Origin of the sequence: Streptoalloteichus hindustanus (genome assembly GCF_900129375.1) — a bacterium.
GTDB classification, from domain to species: domain Bacteria; phylum Actinomycetota; class Actinomycetes; order Mycobacteriales; family Pseudonocardiaceae; genus Streptoalloteichus; species Streptoalloteichus hindustanus.
This window is the reverse complement of the sequence record NZ_FQVN01000006.1, coordinates 81,938-100,910: the sequence shown is the minus strand read 5'-3', so window position 1 is coordinate 100,910 and position 18,973 is coordinate 81,938. Positions and strand designations below refer to the sequence as shown.

General features: G+C 71.5%; 23 protein-coding genes. 10 read left to right on the top strand and 13 right to left on the bottom strand.

Translation table 11 applies throughout. The features are described from left to right. Window positions 1-72 precede the first annotated feature (72 nt). A complete protein-coding gene (locus BUE43_RS19245) occupies window positions 73-1,251 on the bottom strand; it encodes a helix-turn-helix domain-containing protein (protein WP_073485206.1) in 1,179 nt (392 codons plus the stop codon). Window positions 1,252-1,474: 223 nt separating this feature from the next. On the opposite strand from BUE43_RS19245, the gene BUE43_RS34285 reads away from it, so the two are divergent. Continuing rightward, window positions 1,475-1,630: a hypothetical protein gene (locus tag BUE43_RS34285; RefSeq protein WP_159447759.1), complete on the top strand. Its 156-nt coding sequence runs from the start codon at window positions 1,475-1,477 to the stop codon at window positions 1,628-1,630. Between the two features lie 130 nt (window positions 1,631-1,760). Here the strand turns inward: BUE43_RS34285 and BUE43_RS19240 are convergent, their stop codons facing one another. After that, window positions 1,761-2,753 carry a DUF3558 family protein gene (locus BUE43_RS19240; protein WP_159447758.1) on the bottom strand — a complete coding sequence of 331 codons (993 nt, stop codon included), beginning with the start codon at window positions 2,751-2,753 and terminating at the stop codon, window positions 1,761-1,763. Between the two features lie 191 nt (window positions 2,754-2,944). Between BUE43_RS19240 and BUE43_RS34280 the strand changes: the two genes are divergently transcribed. Continuing rightward, window positions 2,945-3,091 carry a hypothetical protein gene (locus BUE43_RS34280; protein WP_159447757.1) on the top strand — a complete coding sequence of 49 codons (147 nt, stop codon included), beginning with the start codon at window positions 2,945-2,947 and terminating at the stop codon, window positions 3,089-3,091. A 93-nt stretch (window positions 3,092-3,184) separates the two neighbouring features. On the opposite strand, the gene BUE43_RS19235 is transcribed toward BUE43_RS34280, so the two are convergent. The 7 genes from BUE43_RS19235 to BUE43_RS19205 form a co-directional block, all read right to left on the bottom strand. After that, window positions 3,185-3,691 (bottom strand): Imm1 family immunity protein, encoded by a 507-nt coding sequence (locus BUE43_RS19235; RefSeq protein WP_143174259.1) that lies wholly within the window; start codon window positions 3,689-3,691, stop codon window positions 3,185-3,187. Beyond that, entirely contained in the window at window positions 3,642-4,097 is a 456-nt protein-coding gene (locus tag BUE43_RS19230; RefSeq protein WP_073485200.1) for an Imm1 family immunity protein, read from the bottom strand. The genes BUE43_RS19235 and BUE43_RS19230 overlap by 50 nt, the downstream gene beginning before the upstream one ends. Window positions 4,098-4,110: 13 nt before the next feature. Then, window positions 4,111-4,557, bottom strand: a complete 447-nt coding sequence (locus tag BUE43_RS19225) for an Imm1 family immunity protein (protein ID WP_073485198.1) — start codon at window positions 4,555-4,557, stop codon at window positions 4,111-4,113. Further along, window positions 4,554-4,769: a DddA-like double-stranded DNA deaminase toxin gene (locus BUE43_RS19220; RefSeq protein ID WP_268844438.1), complete on the bottom strand. Its 216-nt coding sequence runs from the start codon at window positions 4,767-4,769 to the stop codon at window positions 4,554-4,556. Before BUE43_RS19220 ends, BUE43_RS19225 begins: the two co-directional genes overlap by 4 nt. Window positions 4,770-5,228: 459 nt before the next feature. After that, complete coding sequence (locus tag BUE43_RS19215) at window positions 5,229-5,531, bottom strand: hypothetical protein (RefSeq protein ID WP_073485194.1); 303 nt, start codon at window positions 5,529-5,531, stop codon at window positions 5,229-5,231. A gap of 15 nt (window positions 5,532-5,546) precedes the next feature. Next, window positions 5,547-7,232 (bottom strand): sodium:solute symporter family protein, encoded by a 1,686-nt coding sequence (locus BUE43_RS19210; RefSeq protein WP_073485192.1) that lies wholly within the window; start codon window positions 7,230-7,232, stop codon window positions 5,547-5,549. A gap of 512 nt (window positions 7,233-7,744) precedes the next feature. Then, window positions 7,745-8,092 (bottom strand): hypothetical protein, encoded by a 348-nt coding sequence (locus tag BUE43_RS19205; RefSeq protein WP_073485190.1) that lies wholly within the window; start codon window positions 8,090-8,092, stop codon window positions 7,745-7,747. 270 nt (window positions 8,093-8,362) lie between these two features. Here BUE43_RS19205 and BUE43_RS19200 point away from each other — a divergent pair, with 270 nt between their 5' ends. After that, the gene (locus BUE43_RS19200) at window positions 8,363-9,214 is read left to right on the top strand and encodes a helix-turn-helix domain-containing protein (protein ID WP_073485188.1); all 852 of its coding nucleotides are present in this window, start codon (window positions 8,363-8,365) and stop codon (window positions 9,212-9,214) included. Further along, on the top strand, window positions 9,211-9,438 hold the full coding sequence (locus tag BUE43_RS19195) for a DUF397 domain-containing protein (RefSeq protein ID WP_073485186.1): 228 nt from the start codon (window positions 9,211-9,213) through the stop codon (window positions 9,436-9,438). Before BUE43_RS19200 ends, BUE43_RS19195 begins: the two co-directional genes overlap by 4 nt. 174 nt (window positions 9,439-9,612) lie before the next feature. Here the strand turns inward: BUE43_RS19195 and BUE43_RS19190 are convergent, their stop codons facing one another. After that, window positions 9,613-10,065 (bottom strand): HIT family protein, encoded by a 453-nt coding sequence (locus BUE43_RS19190; RefSeq protein WP_073485183.1) that lies wholly within the window; start codon window positions 10,063-10,065, stop codon window positions 9,613-9,615. 168 nt (window positions 10,066-10,233) lie between these two features. On the opposite strand from BUE43_RS19190, the gene BUE43_RS19185 reads away from it, so the two are divergent. Both BUE43_RS19185 and BUE43_RS19180 read left to right on the top strand, forming a co-directional pair. Beyond that, window positions 10,234-11,331 carry an NADH:flavin oxidoreductase/NADH oxidase gene (locus BUE43_RS19185; protein ID WP_073485181.1) on the top strand — a complete coding sequence of 366 codons (1,098 nt, stop codon included), beginning with the start codon at window positions 10,234-10,236 and terminating at the stop codon, window positions 11,329-11,331. Window positions 11,332-11,494: 163 nt separating this feature from the next. After that, entirely contained in the window at window positions 11,495-12,136 is a 642-nt protein-coding gene (locus BUE43_RS19180; RefSeq protein ID WP_073485179.1) for an MOSC domain-containing protein, read from the top strand. A gap of 187 nt (window positions 12,137-12,323) precedes the next feature. Here the strand turns inward: BUE43_RS19180 and BUE43_RS19175 are convergent, their stop codons facing one another. Then, window positions 12,324-13,361 carry a lysylphosphatidylglycerol synthase transmembrane domain-containing protein gene (locus tag BUE43_RS19175; protein ID WP_143174258.1) on the bottom strand — a complete coding sequence of 346 codons (1,038 nt, stop codon included), beginning with the start codon at window positions 13,359-13,361 and terminating at the stop codon, window positions 12,324-12,326. Beyond that, window positions 13,362-14,183 (bottom strand): PIG-L deacetylase family protein, encoded by an 822-nt coding sequence (locus BUE43_RS19170; RefSeq protein ID WP_073485177.1) that lies wholly within the window; start codon window positions 14,181-14,183, stop codon window positions 13,362-13,364. It lies immediately after the preceding gene. 62 nt (window positions 14,184-14,245) lie between these two features. Between BUE43_RS19170 and BUE43_RS19165 the strand changes: the two genes are divergently transcribed. Continuing rightward, window positions 14,246-15,409, top strand: a complete 1,164-nt coding sequence (locus tag BUE43_RS19165) for a glycosyltransferase family 4 protein (RefSeq protein WP_073485175.1) — start codon at window positions 14,246-14,248, stop codon at window positions 15,407-15,409. A gap of 28 nt (window positions 15,410-15,437) precedes the next feature. Here BUE43_RS19165 and nucS read toward each other — a convergent pair whose 3' ends face one another. After that, a complete protein-coding gene (gene nucS / locus BUE43_RS19160) occupies window positions 15,438-16,097 on the bottom strand; it encodes an endonuclease NucS (protein ID WP_073485173.1) in 660 nt (219 codons plus the stop codon). A 388-nt stretch (window positions 16,098-16,485) separates the two neighbouring features. Here nucS and BUE43_RS19155 point away from each other — a divergent pair, with 388 nt between their 5' ends. The 3 genes from BUE43_RS19155 (at window position 16,486) to BUE43_RS19145 (ending at window position 18,963) form a co-directional block, all read left to right on the top strand. Then, window positions 16,486-17,916: an amino acid permease gene (locus BUE43_RS19155; protein WP_073485171.1), complete on the top strand. Its 1,431-nt coding sequence runs from the start codon at window positions 16,486-16,488 to the stop codon at window positions 17,914-17,916. 20 nt (window positions 17,917-17,936) lie between these two features. Then, entirely contained in the window at window positions 17,937-18,476 is a 540-nt protein-coding gene (locus tag BUE43_RS19150; protein ID WP_200797597.1) for an NUDIX domain-containing protein, read from the top strand. 100 nt (window positions 18,477-18,576) lie between these two features. Further along, entirely contained in the window at window positions 18,577-18,963 is a 387-nt protein-coding gene (locus BUE43_RS19145; RefSeq protein WP_073485169.1) for a hypothetical protein, read from the top strand. Window positions 18,964-18,973: the final 10 nt, after the last annotated feature.

Here is an 18,973-nt window from a genome sequence, read left to right as displayed (position 1 = left end):
GGAGACGGGGACGGTCCGCCACCGCTAGACCGACATCCCCGCCGACTTGATCAGCTTCGTGAGTTCACACGCTCAGACCCGGAGTCCCAGCCACCCGGCGAAGGAGTTCAGGCTTTCCGAGCGCCTGCGTTCGGATTCCGCGATTCCTCGCAGGGTCTCGCGCACACCGGGATGAAGGCGTGTCTGCTGGGGAGCGATTCTTCGCGCGCAGTTCAACGCGTCGAGCGCCTTCGCGGGCTTCCCGGCGAGGAGCCATGCCCTGGCCGTGTCCTGCCAGTGGTGTCCCGCTCGTGGCGGCGCGATTCCCCGTGGGATGCGCAGCTGGGTCCCGTCGTGCGCCGCCTTCCCGGGGTCCCCCGCCTCCATCTCGACGGCGCAGGCGTGGATGCTGACGTTCGTCGGGCCGAACAACGTGCCGTACGCCGAGCTTTCCACTCCGCGCACTTTCTTGGCGAGGAGAGCCGCCTCTTCGAGATGTGCCCGGGCGACCGGGAGGTTTCGGGCTCGCGCCGCCGCGATCGCGCCGCAGAGATGCGAGTAGCCGCGCACCGCGACCGCCGCTTCGCCAGTGCCCTTGATCTCGGACAGGGCCTGCTCGACGAGCTTGAGACTCACGTCGGTCGCGTCGAGGTACATGAGGACACGGGCGCGTTTCACCTTCGCCTGCGCGACGTACAAGGGGTCGTCCGCGTGGCTCGCCGCCCACTCCATGCGGTCGACGGCCGGAGTGCACAGGGACATGTATCCGAAACGCCTGCAGAGACGCTCGGTGGTCACGTATCCCGAGGCCAACAACGAGTAGGCCCGAGCTCGCTCGCCCTCCGTCCTCGCTTCCCGCACCGCGCCATGAATCTGCCGCAGAATGCCCGGCAACCGCGTGAGGGCGTCTCGCCCCCGGTCAACCCGGTAGACCGCGTTGACTCTTTCCACCTCGGCAGCCAACTTCTCCGGCGGACTCGGCTCGACCGGGCGGACGTACACCCCCTCGGCGAGGATGGCGCGCAGTTCCGTCATGCCCTCCAGCGGGCCATCTTTCTCCAGGGTCTCCCGGTACGGAATCCCCAGAAGATCGTCCGGGTCGACGCGGAGTGCCCGCGAGACCGTCGCGATGTAGGCGGGGGACGCCGGTTCCCGCCCCTGTTCGACTGCCCTGACATACGAGAGCGAGTAGTGGGTCCGGCTCGCCAGCTGCGCCTGTGTGAGTCCTGCGAGCCTGCGGGCCGCCGAAATCTTCTGACCGAGAGCGACCACGGGAAACCTCCCGAGTGAGCTGAGCGCCTCCAGGGTAGGGGATCACCCGCACGAGCTGTCACCGCACTGTCACTCCAGGTACTTGATCTCCGACAGCGTGAGGGCGCGGGTGGGACGTGGCAGCGGGCAGCCGGTCCTGCCGGGAGGCCCCCAGCTTCCGGAGCGACCGGCGCTGGGAAGCACCGCGTCCCGCCCGCGTCCAACGAGAGCCGGGGGTGGTCCCGTGAGCGTTCACCTCGTTCTGCTGGTCGTGTGCGTCGTCGTGTGGCTGGGCGTGCTGTGGCCGGTGATCGTGAAGATCCGTCCCGTGCGGAAGCTGTGGCGGCGGTGGAACCAGTGGCGACTCAACCGGGCGGCGGCCCGCAGGCGGCGGGTGTGAAGGCACCCACGGGCAGGGTCTTGCCTGGCCTGACATCCCGAGGATCGCAGTCCACTGTGGAGACAGAGCCGCACAGCTTTTCGTTACCCAGAGGGGGAAACGGGGCAGCGGGCTGGTGCCCGGTGCCGGCTCAGCCCTTGGGGAGCTTGGGCAGGACGGCCTTGGCGACGCCGATCGCCTTCGCGCACGGGTCGAGGTTGGCCTTCTTGATGTTGTTCATCTCGACCCGCACCAGCTCGGCGCGGTTGCCGGCGGTCTTGCGGTGCTCCCAGGAGATCTGGCAGGACGGGTAGGCGCCCTCGTCCTTCTTCCGCTGCCGGGCCTTCACCCCGCCCAGGTCGACGGCCTCGCCGTTCTCGTTGGCAGCGGCCGAGCCGAGCAGGAGGTCGACCGAGACGTCCATGCCGGAGACGCCCCAGGTGCACTGGCTCAGGCCGTTGCGCCGCTCGCTGGTCTCGCCGCCGAGGGCCTCGGCCCGACCGGCCTGGTCGAGCAGCGAGCACGGCTCGACGGTGGCCAGGGTGCCCGGCTCGGCGGGACGCTGGGGCGGCTGCTTGCGGATTCGCTCGACGACCTGCTCGGCGACCCTGCGCGCCGGGGCGCACGGGTCGCCCTCGTCGACGGCGACCTGGAACGAGACCCCCATCGGCAGCCGGCCGCCGTGCGTGACGACCTTCAGGAAGCAGGTCTTCCCGATCGTCTCGCCGTCGACGTTCGCCTGGAGGCCGCCGATCTCGGCGTTGGCCTTGACCCCCAGCAGCGAGTCACCCACCGTCACCGAGATGCTCAGCTTCTTGCCGGCCTTGTCCTTCATGTAGTTCGAGCACTTGCTGTAGCCGGCCATCGAGGGCTCGCCCGGGGTGCCGAGCTGGCTCAGCATCTCCTTGTCGAGCAGCTTGCACACGTCGACCTGGCGGAGCTTGTCGACGGCGAAGGCGGGGTCGACCGGCCCCTCCGGCAGGTTCGGCGTCGTCCCCGTGGTGCTGCCGGCGCCGGCCGCGGGCACGGTGCTGCGGGGAAAGGTCACCTTGGCCAGGTCCACGGACGAGCCGCAGCCGGCGAGCACGACGGCGGCGGAGGTCAGGACGACGGCGAACGACGCGAGTCGGGTGGAGCGGGGCACGACGAGCACCGTAGCGAGCCGGGCGCGTTCCCGGAGGCAGAACCCGCGATTGCCCCGGATGGCGGACACGAAACGGCGTGGTCAGCGTCACGCTCCGGTTCGGGAACGATACAGAAGATCAACACGCTGGGAGGAGTGCGGGCAACGGGGCCCAAGCCGAGCCAGTGCGAGCACGAGGAGCAACGCCGAGCATGCCAGTGACGAGTGACCAGACCCGTCGCGGCCGTCAGCACCGAGCCCCGCTGCGGGACGCGGTGGCCAGGGCGGCCCGCCGTCTCGACGAGTGGACGTTGGAGGCCTTCAACCCGGTCTTCCCCCACCGCGGCCGTCGCCGCTGACGCGACGCAGAACCCACACCGCGCCCGTGCGCCCTCCCCTCCCGGGGACGGCCGCACGGGCGCGGCCGCATAACCTGACCGACCTCGGCCTGATCACCACCCATCGGCTTCCTGCCACTCCACGCACCTCGGCCGCCGTCCGCCGGACTCACGAAACTCGTGCACAGCAGCCCGAAGGTGATCGAGGGTGATAGCCGCATTGGTGGGAAACTCGGTGGCGGAGTCGATGTCCCGGTAAAGCCGCGCTGAAGAGGGCTCCCCGAGCGTTACTTGGCCGGCCGGATCGTCGGGTCCGAAGTAACGCAGGGCTGCCATCCCCGCCTCAGGATCGATGTCGAGCCGTAGTTCGTGGTCGGGCATGTCGTCCCACTTCGGCCTCTCAGCCACATGCATGGCGGGGTTGTGGTTGAACCCGGCAGCGGCGGCGGTGAGCCTGTCGACTGCCGAGTCCACCTCCTCACGAGTACGCGCGAACATCGGGAGCGCGTCCTCGACCTCGGATTGCAGGTAGATCTCCAGCGTGTAGTTCGCTCTCGCCACGTCGGCCTGATCACCACCCGTCGGCTTCCTGCCACTCAACGCACTTCGGACGGTGTCCACCGGACTCACGGAACTCGTGCACAGCAGCCCGAAGCTGATCGAGGGTGATGGCCGCGTCGTCCGGAAACGGAGTGGCGGAATCGATGTCCTTGTGCAGGCTCGCCCCGGGCACGGGGCGATCGGACTTCGTCACCCAGGGACAGTCGAAGTCCGGGCCGACCCAGGCGAGCGCCGCAACCCCGAGACGAGGGTCAACGTCGATCTTGAGCCCGTGGTCCGGAAACTGGAGAGGGCCGAACCTCGGGCGCTCGACCACGAACGCCGTCGGGTTGTGGTTGAACGTGGAGGCTGCGGCGATGACGCGTTCCAACGCGGCGTCGACCTCCTGCACGGTTCGGGCGATGATCGTGGCATCGTCGGTCGCGGCCTCCAGGCCGAACTCCAGCGTGTAGTTCGCTCCTGCCATCTCGGTCCGGACTTCACCACTCGTCCGCTTCCTGCCACTCCACGCACGTCGGCCGCCGCCCACCAGAGCGGCGGAACTCCAACACCGCCTCACGCACCTTCTCCAAGGGGATGACCGCGTTGGCCGGGAAGGGCTCACCGATGCCACGATCGCGATACAGAACGGGCGCGTGCGGAATCTCCGGCTCGGACAACGACATCGACGGGGCACTGAAGTCCGGGCCGAAGTAGGCCAGCGCACCTATCCCCGCAGCCACATCGACGTCGAGCTTCAGGCCGTGGTCGGGGACCTCCGCCGGGCCGAATCGAGGCCGCTCCACGATGTGGAGCGAAGGGTTGTGTTTGATGCCCTTGGCTTCGGTCAAGCGCTCGAACAGGCGGGCCAGTTCGTCGTCTGTCCGAGCGGCTTCGCTGAAAGCTCCCTGTCGGGCCTGCAGGTGGAAGTGCGCGCTGTAGGTCATTCGCTCCGACCTCTGTAGATCTTCGTGCCTTCGTCGTCGTGGATGATCAGCATCTGACCCCGTCGGAGGACCTGGGAGAGCAGGGCGTCACAGCCCCAGGTCGCCGTGTCCACCGTGTTGTTGATGGCCAGCTCCACACACGTCGTGTCGCTCTCCCGCATTCTGTAGGCGACTTTCATCTCCACATGCTTGGCAGCCCCCGGCTTGGTCATCTTGGTCGGCACCAACCCTCGCGTCCACAGGGGTGCGCCAGGTCCTTGTCGAGGCCGTCTTCCTCTCTGCCGCTGCGCACCGCGAAGCGGTTGAGTCTTTTGTGGAGACCTGGAGGAGTTGGGCGAGCTCGGCGAGGTTCTGCTGGGCGGAGGCGAGCCAGGCGCAGACCTGGGTGGGCTCGTCGGACCAGGTGCCCTCGGTGGCGGTCACGAGTGCGGTTTGGCTCTCCTGCGGGGAAATCGCCGCGACGGCGATCTCCTGGGCGGGGAGCCGGTCGGCGGCGGCGCGCACTTCGGCTGCCGCATCCTCCACAGCGGACACGGGGTCGAGGGTGGTGACGGGGGCGGTGGGGGGAGCGCGGTTTCGTTCGCGATCACTCAAACGGCAGAGCGCCCGTGTGCGGCCTCGGGAAGGGGCCGCACCGGGCGCTCTGCCGTGGTGGGGTGTTGCTGGTGGGCTCAGTGGTGGCCGTCGACGCCGGGGGGTGGTTCGGGGAGCTCGTCCGGCGCGGGGGCGGGCACCGCGAGCGGGCGCAGCTTGGCCCACAGGCCGAAGACCAGCGCGGTGGCCAGCATGGCCAGTCCGCTCCACAGGTTGATGTTCACGCCGGCGGCCTTGGCGACGTCGGCGTCGGTGGTGAAGCCGAGGCCGAGCACGGTGAGGACCACGCCGTAGACGGCGAACAGGAACCCGATGATCCAGCGCAGGTCGAACAGCCCGGCCCGGCGCGGGGCGGACGGGGTGGCGGTCCGGTCGGTCACGTCGTCCTCCTGACCTCAGCCGAAGATGATGTTGAGCACGAGGGTCAGCGCGAGCACGCCGCCGGCCAGCAGGTACGGCGAGCGGTACCAGCCCGCGTCCTCGCCGTGCGTGGAGTGCGTGCGCTGCTCCTTCGGCGTGAGCCCGTAGACGAAGCCGACCAGCTCCGCCTCCGGCCGGGGCCGGGTGACCAGGCTGACCGCCACGCTCACGGCGATGTCCAGCACGAAGGCCACGCCCGCGCCGAGGAAGCTCGCGCCCTGGCCCGGCAGGCTCAGCACGCCGGCCTTGTTGAGCACGAACACCGCGACCGCGCCGAGGGTGCCGGCCACCAGGCCGCTCCAGCCGGCCGCCGGCGTCATCCGCTTCCAGAACATGCCGAGGATGAACGTGGCGAACAGCGGGGCGTTGAAGAAGGAGAACAACGCCTGGATGTAGTCCATGATGTTGCCGTAGCCGGAGGCGATGAACGCGGTGCCGATGGCCACCAGCACGCCGGCGGCGGTCGCCCAGCGGCCGACCCGCAGGTAGTACTCGTCGGGCTTGTCCCTGACGACGTAGTCCTGCCACAGGTCGTAGGTGAAGACCGTGTTGAACGAGCTGACGTTGGCCGCGACGCCGGCCATGAACGAGGCCAGCAGACCGGTGATCGCCACCCCGAGCACGCCGTTGGGCAGCAGGTCCCTGATGAGCAGCGGCAGCGCGTGGTTGAACTCCAGCCCCGCCTCGCCGTGGCCGGCCTTGAGCGCGGCCACCTGCGGCACCGCGACGGCCGCGATCATGCCGGGGATGATCACGATGGCCGGGATCAGCGCCTTCGGGTAGGCGCCGATGATCGGGGTGCGCATCGCCGCCGACATGCTCTTGGCCGACATCGCCCGCTGCACCTCGGCGAAGTTGGTCGTCCAGTAGCCGAAGGACAGCACGAAGCCCAGGCCGAAGACCAGGCCGATGACGCTCGTCGTGGCGTCGCCGATGCCGGTCAGGTCGGTCGCCGGCCACGCCGAGAGCTGCTCGCCGCCGCCCGGGCTCGCGGTGATCTTCTCGACCAGCCCGCTCCAGCCGCCGACCTTGATCAGACCGATGATCGTCACCGGCAGCAGCGCGGCGACGATGACGAAGAACTGCAGCACCTCGTTGTAGATGGCCGCGGACAGGCCGCCCAGCGTGGTGTAGGCCAGCACGACCAGCGCCGCGATCACGATCGACAGCGGGATGGGCCAGCCGAGCATGAGGTTGAGCAGCAACGCGAGCGCGTAGAGGTTCACGCCGGCGATCAGCACCTGGGCGCAGGCGAAGCTGATCGCGTTGACCAGGTGCGCGCCCTTGCCGAAGCGCCGCCGCAGGAACTCCGGCACACTGCGGACCTTGGAGCCGTAGTAGAACGGCATCATCACCAGGCCGAGGAAGACCATGGCCGGGATCGCGCCGATCCAGTAGTAGTGCACGGTCGGGATGCCGTACTGGGCACCGTTGGCGGCCATGCCCAGCAGCTCCAGCGCGCCGAGGTTGGCCGAGATGAACGCCAGCCCGGTCACCCACGCCGGGAGCGACCGGCCGGACAGGAAGAAGTCCAGGCTGGTCGACACCGAGCGGCGGGCCAGGTAGCCGATGCCGAGGACGATCACGAAGTAGATCGCGAGCAGGGCGTAGTCGAGGGGGCCGGCGTCAAGCCGTAGATCCGATGCCGCGAGCACGGTCACCCAACCCCACCTCCCAAAGTCAACAACGTTGTCAACAGGACCGAACAGCAATCACCAGATCCGGTGAGTGGTGGCGGACACTACCGCACAGACTGTGACATTCCTAGCGCCATCCCGCCGGTCGGGGCGAATTTGTTGTGGCCGAACACTAATTCATCCCGGTGACCATGCCATCTCGGCCCCGTCACAAGCCAGCCATGGTCGGGCGTCGGAAGCGGGCAGGCCAGACGGGGAACGCCAGAACCGGGGCGATTCCGCGCCGCGCGCGACAAACCCCGCCCACCCGCCGCCCGGTGCTCGCGCGGCCGTCCGGCGGGCCGACGTCAGCTACTGGGCGTGACGGGCGCGCGGGCACGAACTCGCACAGGTCAACACCACGGAGAGCCACGACGGACGCGTCGCCGGAGACCGGAACGGCCCGCCGCCGCGAGCACCGGGGGGTCGTGCTCAAGGGCGGCGGGCCGCCGGGGCGCCCGCGGCGCTCCGAGGGGAAGGTCGGTGGGAGGGGCCGGTCAGGCCCCGATGGAGACGACCGCGGTCCGGTCCGCGGCCGCCCGGGAGCCGGCGTCCGGGGCGAGGGCGTCCCCGTCGGGCGCGCCGCCCGCGCCGGCCCAGTTCAGGGCCACCTCGCACAGCCGCTTGGTCTTGCGGCCCTCGTCGAGCCGCCAGACCGCCACCAGGCGGCGGCCGGGCGGCCCACCCCATCTGCCCAGGTAGTCCTCGGCGACGGTGAGGGCGTACTCCTGGGCGCCCCTGGCGACGTAGGGCCCGTGGTCGTCGATCTCCTCCACGTGTTCCAGGACCCGCTGCCCCCGCACGACGCGGAACAGTTCGACCCGGTGCCAGTAGCTCCACGCCATCCGTGCGCAGCCCCTCTGATCGAGGCGCGGACCCCCGCCGACGACGGCTGCCCGCCGGTCGGCCCGATCATGGCGCCGTCGCTGTTCCGCTGTAACGTCCGAGTGCGTGCCGTGACGAGGCAACACTGTCGGTGATGGCTCCGCACAGTAGTTGGCAATTGCCGACCGGCACATGCCCCAGATGGGTGGCGGGACGCCCCGGACGCGAGATGCCGCTATCGGGTGATGAGACACCCGTCTGGTCCCCTGCACGATCACAGGAGGTTGTCGATGACGACCGAGAGCCCCACCGTCCGCCGGCGTCGGCTCGCGATGGAGCTGCGCCGGTTGCGGGAGGCCGCGGGCCGGACCAACGAGGAGGTGGCCCGGCACCTCGGCTGCTCCCCGTCCAAGATCAGCCGGATCGAGCTGGGCCGTCGGCCGGCCAGCCCCGGCGACGTCCGGCTCCTGCTCGACTTCTACGGCGTGGACGGCAACGAGGCCGACGCGCTGCTGGCCATGGCCAAGGCCGCGAAGCAGAAGGGCTGGTGGCACGTCTACGAGGACGCGCTGCCGGAGAGCTTCCAGGTCTTCGTGGGCCTGGAGAGCGAGGCGTCGGGCATCCGCACGTTCGAGCCGCTGCTGGTCCCCGGGCTGATGCAGACCGAGGACTACGCCCGCGCCGTGCTGCTCACCGCGGTCGGGGCCGACCCGTCCGACGTGCAGCGCCGGGTCGAGGTCCGGATGAACCGGCAGAAGATCCTCCAACGCCGGGAGCCGGTGCACCTGTGGGTGCTGCTGGACGAGGCCGTCCTGCACCGGCCGGTCGGCGGGACCGCCGTCATGCGCGAGCAGTTGGAGCGACTGCTGGCGGAGGCGAGCGAGCCGCATATCACGTTGCAGGTGTTGCCGTTCGAAGCCGGCGCGCATCCGGCGATGTCCGGAGCGTTCGTCATACTCGACTTCCCGTCCTCCGCCGATCCCACCATCGTGTACTTGGACAGCCTCACCGGCGGCCTGTATACGGAAAAGAGCGCTGAGGTTCAGCGCTTTTCCTTGGTGTGGGAGCACCTGCGGGCGAAAGCGTGTGCTCCCGACGAGTCCGCCGCGATCATCGCGGCGAGGACGAAGGAGTTGGTGTGACCGACGACGGCGGCAAGCGGTCCGGACCTGCCCGGCCGCGGGCTACCTGGCGGAAGAGCAGCTACAGCGACAACATGGGGAACTGCGTGGAGGTGTCCGCCCGCCCCGGCGGGGTGGCGTTGCGGGACTCCAAGAATCCCTGCGCACCCGGCCTGCTGTTCTCCGCGACCACGTGGGGCGCCTTCATCCACGGCACGAGGTCCGGCGAGTTCGACCTGGGGTGAACGCGTCGACGGGAAACACCGGAGGGACGGCCCGGCGGGCCGTCCCTCTTCCTTTTCCCGACGGCCGGCCAACGGGCCGACAAAACCCTCCAAACCCACACGGGTCATGTTTGGCGGGCATTACGGGAAATCATTACCGAGCGTTTTCCGGATCGTGCCGGTTTTCCGTCCCAGCTACCCGTTCAGAGCAGCGCGCACGGTCGCCGCGAGCTCGTCGAGCTCCGCACGGGGCCGCACCCGCCAGTCGGCGCTGAGCCGGAAACCGTCGCCGGGGTGCCGGGGGATCACGTGCAGGTGGGCGTGGAAGATCTCCTGTCCGGCCGCGACGCCGTCGGCCAGGAAGAGGTTCACGCCCGCGCAGCGGACGCCGCTGCGGCGGAGCGCCGCCGCGAGCCGCTGACCCACCTGGAACATCCTGCCGCCGACATCAGGGGGGAGGTCGGCGAGCCCGACGGCGTGGGCGCGCGGGATGACCAGGAGGTGCCCGGTGGTCACCGGGCGCAGGTCGGCGATGCCGAGCAGCTCGCCGTCGTCGTGGACGACGCTGGCCTCGGCGCGCCCGTGCGCGATCGCGCAGAACACGCACTCGCCGTTGACCGTGGCCGGTAGGTCGATGCGCCCGCTCATGCCCCCGACGCTAGGCGCTCGGCGGGTGCGCCCCAAGGAGGCGACCCGCGCAGCCCGACCCCAGGTCTCATTCCCGCGCCGCTATACGGCTCCCGCAACATTTGCACGTACATGCTTTTCTGCTACGGTTGTCCCCGTCAGCCCACCCCTCGCCCGGAGGAAGCTCCCATGAGCGCGTTGTTCGAGCCGATCACGCTGCGCAACCTCACCATCCCCAACCGGGTCTGGATGTCGCCGATGTGCCAGTACTCGGCGGCGCACGACGGGCCCGACGCCGGCGTGCCGCACGACTGGCACCTCACGCACCTGGCCAGCCGGGCCGTCGGCGGCGTCGGACTGGCCATGGTCGAGATCACCGCCGTGCGCCCCGAGGGCCGGATCACCCCGGGTGACCTGGGTCTGTGGAACGACCGGCAGCGGGACGCCTTCCGCGTCATCACCGCGATGCTGGAGTCGCACGGCGTCGTGCCGGGCATCCAGATCGGCCACGCCGGGCGCAAGGCGTCCACCCGCGCCCCGTGGGAGGACAAGGGCTCCCCGCTGCGCCCCGACGAGGGCGGCTGGCAGACCGTGGGGCCCAGCGCCGTGCCGTTCGGCTCCTTCCCGACGCCGACCGAGCTGAGCCGGGACGAGATCGCCCAGGTCGTCGCCGACTTCCGCGCGGCGGCCCAGCGCGCCCTGGACGCCGGCTTCAAGGTCATCGAGGTGCACGGCGCCCACGGCTACCTGATCCACTCGTTCCTCTCGCCGCACAGCAACCAGCGCACGGACGAGTACGGCGGGTCCTTCGAGAACCGCACCCGGTTCGCGCTGGAGGTCGTCGACGCGGTGCGCGAGGTGTGGCCGGCGGAGCTGCCCGTGCTGTTCCGCGTCTCGGCCACCGACTGGCTGAGCGAGAACGAGGCCGACGAGCGCGAGGGCTGGACCGGGGAGGACACGGTCCGCCTCGCGAAGGAGCTCCAGGCGCACGGCGTCGACCTGTTGGACACCTCCAGCGGCGGCATCGCCCCGGACGCCCGCATCCCGGTCGGCCCCGGCTACCAGACGCCGTTCGCGACGCGGGTGCGCGAGCGGGTCGGGCTGCCGGTCGGCACGGTCGGCCTGGTGACCAGGCCGGAGCAGGCCGAGGAGATCATCGCCTCCGGCCAGGCCGACGTGGTGCTGCTCGGCCGCGAGCTGCTGCGCGACCCGTACTGGCCGCGCCGCGCCGCGCTCGCCCTGGACGGCGACGCGGGCTGGCCCAACCAGTACGCCTGGGCGATCTGAGGTCGTACCGTCCCGAGGGGTGGCCGAGATCTTCTCGGCCACCCCTCGCGCCGTCCACGCCGGACTCCTCCCGCCGCACCGTCCACGGCGGACGCTCCTCCCCCACCGTCCAGGGACCGGAAAACGCCTTGCGCGACGCGAGCGGGCGAAGGAGGTTGGACGCGTGGGGATCGTCGTGTCAGTGAACATCGCCCGGTCGGCGAGCACCGGCCCGTGGGCCGGGCGGCTGGGGCGCAGCGGGATCGACAAGCGTCCCGTCGACGGGCCCGTCCGGTTCGAGGTCGGGGGCGTCGCCGGGGACACGGTCTGCGACCGCGAGCACCACGGCGCCTCGCACCAGGCCGCGTACGCGTTCACCGTCGACGAACTGGCGTTCTGGAGCCAGGAGCTGGGGCGCGAGCTGGGCCCGGGCAACGCCGGCGAGAACCTCACGCTGCGCGACCTGGACTGCAGCGACTCCCTGGTCGGGGAGCGGTGGTCGGTGGGCTCCGCGGTGCTCCGGGTGACCGGGCCGCGCTCGCCCTGCCGGGTCTTCGCCGGCTTCTGGGACGTGCCCCAGCTCGTCCGGCGCTTCAGCGAGCGCGGGCGCACCGGCGCCTACCTGGCGGTCGAGACGCCCGGCGAGGTGCGCGCCGGGGACGAGGTGCGCGTGCTGGACCGGCCCGCGCACGGAGTCACCGTCGCCGAGCTGTTCGCCTTCACCATGCGCCGTCGGCCGGAGCTGGCCGACCACGTCGCCGGCGCGTTGGCCGACCTGCCCGCGCCGTGGGCCGCGACGGTTGCGGCGGAGATCGCCCGGCGCTGACCAGCGACACCGTCCAGCCAGCAGAGTCCAGCCAGCAGAGTCCACCCGGCACCTGTCCAGCCGGCACCGTCCGCCTGGCACTGTCCAGCCAACACTGGCCACCCGGCACTGACCACCCGGCACTGACCCGTTGGCGCCGACCGGTCGCCCGAGCGACACCGGCGTCGGGCCGCCCGGACGCGAGGGGTCAGTTCTGCGCCGCGGCCACCTGGGCGCGACGCCGGCTCCCCAGCCAGGCGAGCCAGGCGAGTCCGCCGAAGGGGATCTCGACGGCGTAGGTGAAGAACGAGAACAGCAGGACGGCCGCGGCCACCGGGCCCGGCGCCGACCCGAACGCGACCAGCAGGGCGACCGTGCCGTTCTCGCTGACCCCGACCCCGCTCGGCGTGATCACCGCCGTGGTGAGCAGCCGGCCGAGGGCGAAGGCGGCGACCGCGGGGCCGAACGCGACCACGGCGTTCGTGGCCTCCAGGCACCACCAGAAGAGCACGCCCTGCAGGGCCATGTAGACGACCATGCCGACGCTGAGCTGGAGCCAGGCCGTGCGCATCAGGTCGACCGTGTCGTGCCGGAGCTTGTGCAGCGCGTCGCCGATCCGCCCCGGCGCCGGGCGCCACCGCTTCGGCAGCCCGCGGGCGCACCGCTCCAGCAGCGCGCTGATCCGCCGGCTCGCCGCGTCCGAGACCAGCACCGCCACCAGCACCGCGAGCACCACCACCAGGGTGCCCACCGCCACGCCGGCGGCCACGGTGAGCCGCTCGTCGGGCAGGTGCCCGGAGACCATCAGCGCGGCCAGGCCCACCGCCGGCAACGCCAGGCGGGAGAGCATGTTCCACACGCCGCTGACCACGGTGGAGATCGCGATGGCCCGCCGGCGGTGCCCCCAGGTGCCGGCCATGGCGAAGGTCACGGCGACGCCGAAGGCCCCGCCGAAGGGCAGCAGGTTGCTGACCGCGCTGCCCACGGCGTTCATCGTCAGCGCCTGGGTGTTGGTCAGCCCGGGCAGCGACCCGGTGAGCACGTAGGTGTAGGCCCACAGCCCGGCGAGCCAGAGCGCGACCAGCCACAACACCATCGGCCCGCTCACCGCCGAGAACTGGTCGCCGATCGACTCCCAGCTCACGCCGGCCACCTTGGGCAGGGCGAACGCGATCAGGGCGACCGACAGTCCGAAGGACGCGATCGTCGCCGTGATGCGCACCCAACGCATGCGCAACGTGCTCACTCAGCTCTCCGTCAGTGTGGCCAGCGGGTGCCGGTGCACCCGACCGGGTGGCGTCCCCCGTTGGACGTACCACTCCGTGCCCAGTGTCCAACGGAACAGAGGTCGGGGAATCCGGAGGAGTGCGGCCAGGGTCCGGGTGGAGTCCCCTCCGGTCGCCTGCGTCACATGCGCGGCCATGCTCTGCCGCTTCGCCGGGGTGTATCGGCGAACATCCACCTTGTGGGTGATGGCGGCGCGGGGCGAGTAGGCGGTCTCGAACGTGCGCGGGTCGAACTCGGGCGGGAAGGGGTAGACCTTCGACGCCAGGCGCAGCCCGCGCAGCAGCAGGTCGCGGTCGACCGTCGCCTCCAGCACGACCGGTGTGCCGGCGATCTCGGCGGCCCGCGCGCCCACGTGGTGCACCCGCACGTGGTCCGGGTGCCCGTAGCCGCCGGCCGGGTCGTAGGTCGTCAGCAGGCTGGCGTTCTCCTCGCGCAGCAGGTCGGCGAGCCGGGTGGCGGCCTCCTCCACGTCGGCCGAGGCGAACGGCGTGGGACCGCCGGGCGCGGCGACGGCGGCGCCGTCGAGCCCGGAGTCGGCGTAGCCGAGGAACTCCACCCGCGCGCAGCCCAGCGCCTTCGCCGAGGCGTGCAGCTCCGCGGTCCGCACCGTCCCGAGGGAACCCTCGCCGACCGCCTCGGGCGCGGCCAGGCCCTGCTCACCGGCCGTGGCCACGACCAGCACCACCCGGTGACCCTCGGCAGCCAAACGGGCCATTGTCCCGGCCGTCAGCAACGCCTCGTCATCCGGATGCGCATGAAAGAAGACACAAGCGTGTCGCATGCGCCCAGCCTGCCAGGAGGTGCACGATCGTCGGGGGAAGACGGGCAGGGGGAGTCAGCGCAGTGATCGTTCACGTCAGCGACTGCTTTCACCCGCGCCTGGGCGGGATCGAGGTCCAGGTCGGGGAGTTGGCCAGGGCGCAGCGGGCGGCCGGCGCGGAGATCCACGTGATCACCGCCACACCCGGCGGGGACGCCGGAGCCCCCGATCCGGGCTACCCCGTCCACCGGGTGACCGCCGCCCTGCCGTGGGAGCTGCCGGTGCACCCCCGCGCCGGCCGGCACGTCCTGCGGCTGCTGCGCGAGATCCGGCCGGACGTCGTGCACGTGCACGTCGGCGCGGTGTCCCCGTTCGCGTGGTCGGCGGTGCGCTGCGCCGTCCAGGCCGGTCTGCCCACCGTCGTCACCGTGCACAGCATGTGGGACCCGGTGACCAGGGGCGTCTACCGGGTGTTCGACCAGCTCACGCGGTGGAGCGGCTTTCCGCTGGTCGTCTCGACCGTCAGCTCGGCGGCGGCCGCGCTGGTTCGGCAGGTGTCGCCGGAGCTGGAGGTCGCCGTCGTCCCGAACGGGATCGACCCCGCGCAGTGGCGCGCGGAGGCCAGGTCAGCCGGCGCCGACAGCGACGACAGCGCCGGGGACGTGCACGTGGTGGCCATCGGCCGGCTCGCGCCCCGCAAGCAGCCGATCGCCCTCCTCGACGCGCTGCGGGTGGCCCGCTCGCGGCTGCGCCCCGAGGTGCCGATGCGCGCCACGGTGGCCGGCTCGGGTCCCGCGCTCGGGGCCATGCAGCGCTACCTGCGGCGACACGACATGGGCGACTGGGTGCGGCTGGCCGGTCGGCTCGACCGCGCCGGCATCCACGAGCTGCTGCGCGGCGCGGACGTGTTCGTCAACCCGACCGTGCGGGAGTCCTTCGGCATCGCCGCCCTGGAGGCGCGCACCGCCGGGGTGCCGGTCGTGGCGAGGGCCGGCACCGGCGTCGCGGACTTCGTGCGGCACGGGGAGGAGGGCCTGCTCTGCCACAGCGCCGGCGGCCTCGGCACGGCGGTGGCCCAGCTCGCCGGTGACCACCAGCTCCGCCAGCGCATCGCGGCGCACAACCTCGCCACCGAGCCGACGCACTGCACGTGGCCGGCGGTGACCAGCGCGTTCCAGCGGCTCTACGAGCGGGCCACGGCGATCACGTCGGGGAACGCGTCGCTCGCGCGCCCCCTCCCCTCGTGACCGGCGGGCCCCTTCGGAACAGGCGGGATCAGAACAGGCGGAACTCGTCGGACTCGATGCCGCGCAGGGCGTCGTAGTCCACGACCACGCACCGGATGCCCCGGTCCTCGGCCAGCGTGCGCGCCTGCGGCTTGATCTGCTGCGCGGCGAACACGCCCCGCACGGGGGCCAGCAGCGGGTCGCGGTTGAGCAGCTCCAGGTACCGGGTGAGCTGCTCCACGCCGTCGATCTCGCCGCGCCGCTTGACCTCGACCGCGATGGTCGCGCCGGCGCCGTCCCGGCACAGCAGGTCCACCGGGCCGATCGCGGTCGGGTACTCCCTGCGCACCAGCGACCAGCCCTCGCCGAAGGTCGTCACGTGCTCGGCCAGCAGCTCCTGGAGGTGGGCCTCCACGCCGTCCTTGACCAGGCCGGGCTCCGCGCCCAGCTCGTGCCGCGAGTCGTGCAGGATCTCGTCGAGGGTGATGACGAGCTTCTCCCCCGCCTTGTTCTGCACCGTCCAGACGCCCTCGCCCTCGGTGAGCCAGCACGGCGGGCTCATCCAGTTCAACGGCTTGTAGGCGCGGTCGTCGGAGTGCACCGACACCGACCCGTCCGCCTTGACCAGCAGCAACCGCTGGGCCATCGGCAGATGCGCGGTCAGTCGGCCGACGTAGTCCACCTGGCAACGGGCGATCACGAGACGCACCTGGCCAGCGTAATGACCCGCTGATCGGCGGGAACCGCTGGGCCGCGCGGGGGTCGCCGGCCGGCGAGGACCCCCGCTTCCAGCTCCGGGCGGACGTCGCGGGGTGGGCCGGGCGGCGACTGTGACGAAGTCGCCCAGCGTCACTCGACAGCCCTGCGTGATGATCGCGGACGCCTCCTCGCCCGAGCGGGTGCGGCGGGAGTTCGGTGCGCGGCCGAAGGGGCTTCCGCAACAAACCTGACAGATTCTCGGCGCAGAACCTCGGTTCGTTGCGTGGTGGTACAACGGTTCTACGCCCTTCCGGCACTCTCCTGGGTGACAAAGCTCACTCTTCGTGACCGCGTTCACCTTGCGGGATCCTGGTCCGAACGGGCTACCGTCGCGCCTTGTGCTGACCCCCCAGACCCTGCTGCGCACCAAGCCCGTCGAGCAGATCGCCGACGAGGGCGCGCACACGAAGCTCAAGCGCAGCCTGGGCCTGCTGCCCCTGGTGTCGCTGTCGGTCGGCGCCACCCTGGGCACCGGGATCTTCGTCGTGCTCGGCAACTCCGCGCCCCTGGCCGGACCGGCGGTGGTGCTGTCGTTCGTGCTGGCCGGCCTCGCCGCGCTGTTCTCCGCGCTGTCCTACGCGGAGCTGGCCGGGGCCGTGCCGGTCTCCGGCTCGGCGTACTCCTACTCGTACGCGACGCTCGGCGAGCTGGTCGCCTGGATCTGCGGCTGGTGCCTGCTGCTGGAGTACGGGGTGTCGGTGGCCGCCGTGGCGGCCGGGTGGGGCGAGTACCTCAACTCGTTCCTCGACTCGGCGCTCGGCCTCCGCATCCCGGACGCGCTGGCCGCGCCGCCCGGCGGGGGCGGGATCATCAACCTCCCGGCCGCGATCGTCGTGCTGCTGGCGACCGTGGTCCTGTTGGGCGGCATCCGGGAGAGCGCGGCGGTCACCACGGGCACCACGCTGCTCAAGATCGGCGTCCTGGTGTTCTTCGTGGCGGTCGCGGTGACCGGCTTCCGGTCCGGCAACCTGACCCCGTTCTCGCCGCAGGGGCTGAGCGGCATCGCCAGCGGCGCGTCGCTGGTGTTCTTCTCCTTCATCGGCTTCGACGCCGCGTCGACCGCCGGCGAGGAGGCGCGCAACCCCCGGCGCGACCTGCCGCGCGCGATCGTGATCTCGCTGGCCATCGTGACCGCGGCCTACGTGCTGGTCGCGCTCACCGCCGTCGGCGCCGTGGGCGTGGACGTGCTGAGCTCCTCCAAGGCGTCGCTGGCCACCGTGCTCCAGACGGTGACCGGGATGGGCTGGCCGGCGACGCTGCTGGCCTTCGGCGCGGTGGTGGCGATGGCGTCGGTCGTGCTGACCGTGCTCTACGGCCAGACCCGGATCCTGGTGGCGATGTCCAGGGACGGCCTAGTGCCGAAGCTGTTCTCCCGGGTCAACCGGCGGGCCGTGCCGGCGGCCAACACGGTCCTGGTCGGCGTCGTGGTGGCGCTGCTGGCGGGGCTGGTGCCGCTGGGCCAGCTCGCCGAGGCCACCAGCATCGGCACGCTGGTCGCCTTCGGCCTGGTCAACATCGGCGTCCTCGTGCTGCGCCGGACCCGGCCCGACCTGCCGCGCACCTTCCGCGCGCCGCTCGTGCCCCTCACCCCGCTGATCGGCCTCGGGCTGTGCCTGTGGCTGGTGTTCGGGCTGGCGAAGGAGACCTGGCAGGCCTTCGGGATCTGGACCGCGGTGGGTCTGGTCGTCTACCTCGGCTACGGCATCCGGCGCTCCCGGCTCAACCGCCCGTCCGCCGGCGAGGCGGAGCGCCCCGACCCCGCGTCCTGACCGCACGGCAGGATGGCGGCGTGGAGACTCTGGACAGCCGTGAGGTCTATGCCAACCCGTGGATGACCGTCCGCGAGGACCGCATCCGCCGCGCCGACGGGTCGACCGGGATCTACGGCGTGGTCGACAAGCCGACCTTCGCGCTGGTCGTCCCGCTGGACGGGGACCGGCTCCAGCTTGTCGAGCAGTTCCGCTACCCGATCGGGCTGCGGCGCTGGGAGTTCCCCCAGGGCACCGCGCCGGAGCCGGAGCCGCTCGCCCCGACCGCGCTCGCCGCCCGCGAGCTGCGGGAGGAGACCGGGCTGTCGGCCGGCCGGATGGTCGAGCTGGGCCGGCTCGACCTCGCGCCGGGCACGTCCAGCCAACGCGGGTGGGCCTTCCTCGCCACCGAGCTGACCCAGGGCGAGCCGGCGCGGGAGCTGGAGGAGCAGGACATGCGCGCGGCCTGGTTCACCAGGGCCGAGTTCGAGGACATGGTCCGGCGGGGCGAGATCACCGACGCCCAGTCGCTCGCCGCGTACGCCCTGCTCCTCCTGCACGAACGCCGCACGGCCGGCTGAGGCGCCCCGGCCCCGCCCATACCTGATCTTGCGGGACACTCGCTGAGCCGGGTGAGCCCCGGCTCTCGCGATTCGGCCCCAGGACGGGAGAACCGCACCCGTGTCCGAGCAGTCCGCGCTGGCCGCCCTCCGCTCCGACCTTCACGACCTGGAAGCTCGCGTCGTCGGACTGGAGGGGAAGATCGAGGTCACTCGGGCCGACACCGCCGCCGCTCGCACCCTGGCTCGTGCCGCCCTGCGCGCCGTCGCCGAGTTCCGGGACGTCCAACGCGACCACACCCGGATTCTCGACGCGATGCGCGCAGACCTCGACGGCCTGCGCGTCACCCTCGACGACATGGGCAACAAGGTCGACACGGGGTTCGCGGTGGTCGGCGCGGGGTTCGCGGAGATGCGCCGGGGGTTTGACACGCTGCTGGCGGGGCAGGATCAGATCACCGATCTGCTCCACCAGTTGCTCGCCCGCCGGACCGGCACGAACGCCTGAGCGGCTGGCG

What these genes read in the sequence shown, in the direction of transcription:
- BUE43_RS34280 (WP_159447757.1), top strand. Translation starts at nt 2,945, where the DNA reads ATGCCAGTGACGAGTGACCAGACCCGTCGCGGCCGTCAGCACCGAGCC.
- BUE43_RS19230 (WP_073485200.1), bottom strand. Translation starts at nt 4,097, where the DNA reads ATGGCAGGAGCGAACTACACGCTGGAGTTCGGCCTGGAGGCCGCGACC.
- BUE43_RS19225 (WP_073485198.1), bottom strand. Translation starts at nt 4,557, where the DNA reads ATGACCTACAGCGCGCACTTCCACCTGCAGGCCCGACAGGGAGCTTTC.
- BUE43_RS19220 (WP_268844438.1), bottom strand. Translation starts at nt 4,769, where the DNA reads ATGACCAAGCCGGGGGCTGCCAAGCATGTGGAGATGAAAGTCGCCTAC.
- BUE43_RS19205 (WP_073485190.1), bottom strand. Translation starts at nt 8,092, where the DNA reads ATGGCGTGGAGCTACTGGCACCGGGTCGAACTGTTCCGCGTCGTGCGG.
- BUE43_RS19200 (WP_073485188.1), top strand. Translation starts at nt 8,363, where the DNA reads ATGACGACCGAGAGCCCCACCGTCCGCCGGCGTCGGCTCGCGATGGAG.
- BUE43_RS19190 (WP_073485183.1), bottom strand. Translation starts at nt 10,065, where the DNA reads ATGAGCGGGCGCATCGACCTACCGGCCACGGTCAACGGCGAGTGCGTG.
- BUE43_RS19185 (WP_073485181.1), top strand. Translation starts at nt 10,234, where the DNA reads ATGAGCGCGTTGTTCGAGCCGATCACGCTGCGCAACCTCACCATCCCC.
- BUE43_RS19170 (WP_073485177.1), bottom strand. Translation starts at nt 14,183, where the DNA reads ATGCGACACGCTTGTGTCTTCTTTCATGCGCATCCGGATGACGAGGCG.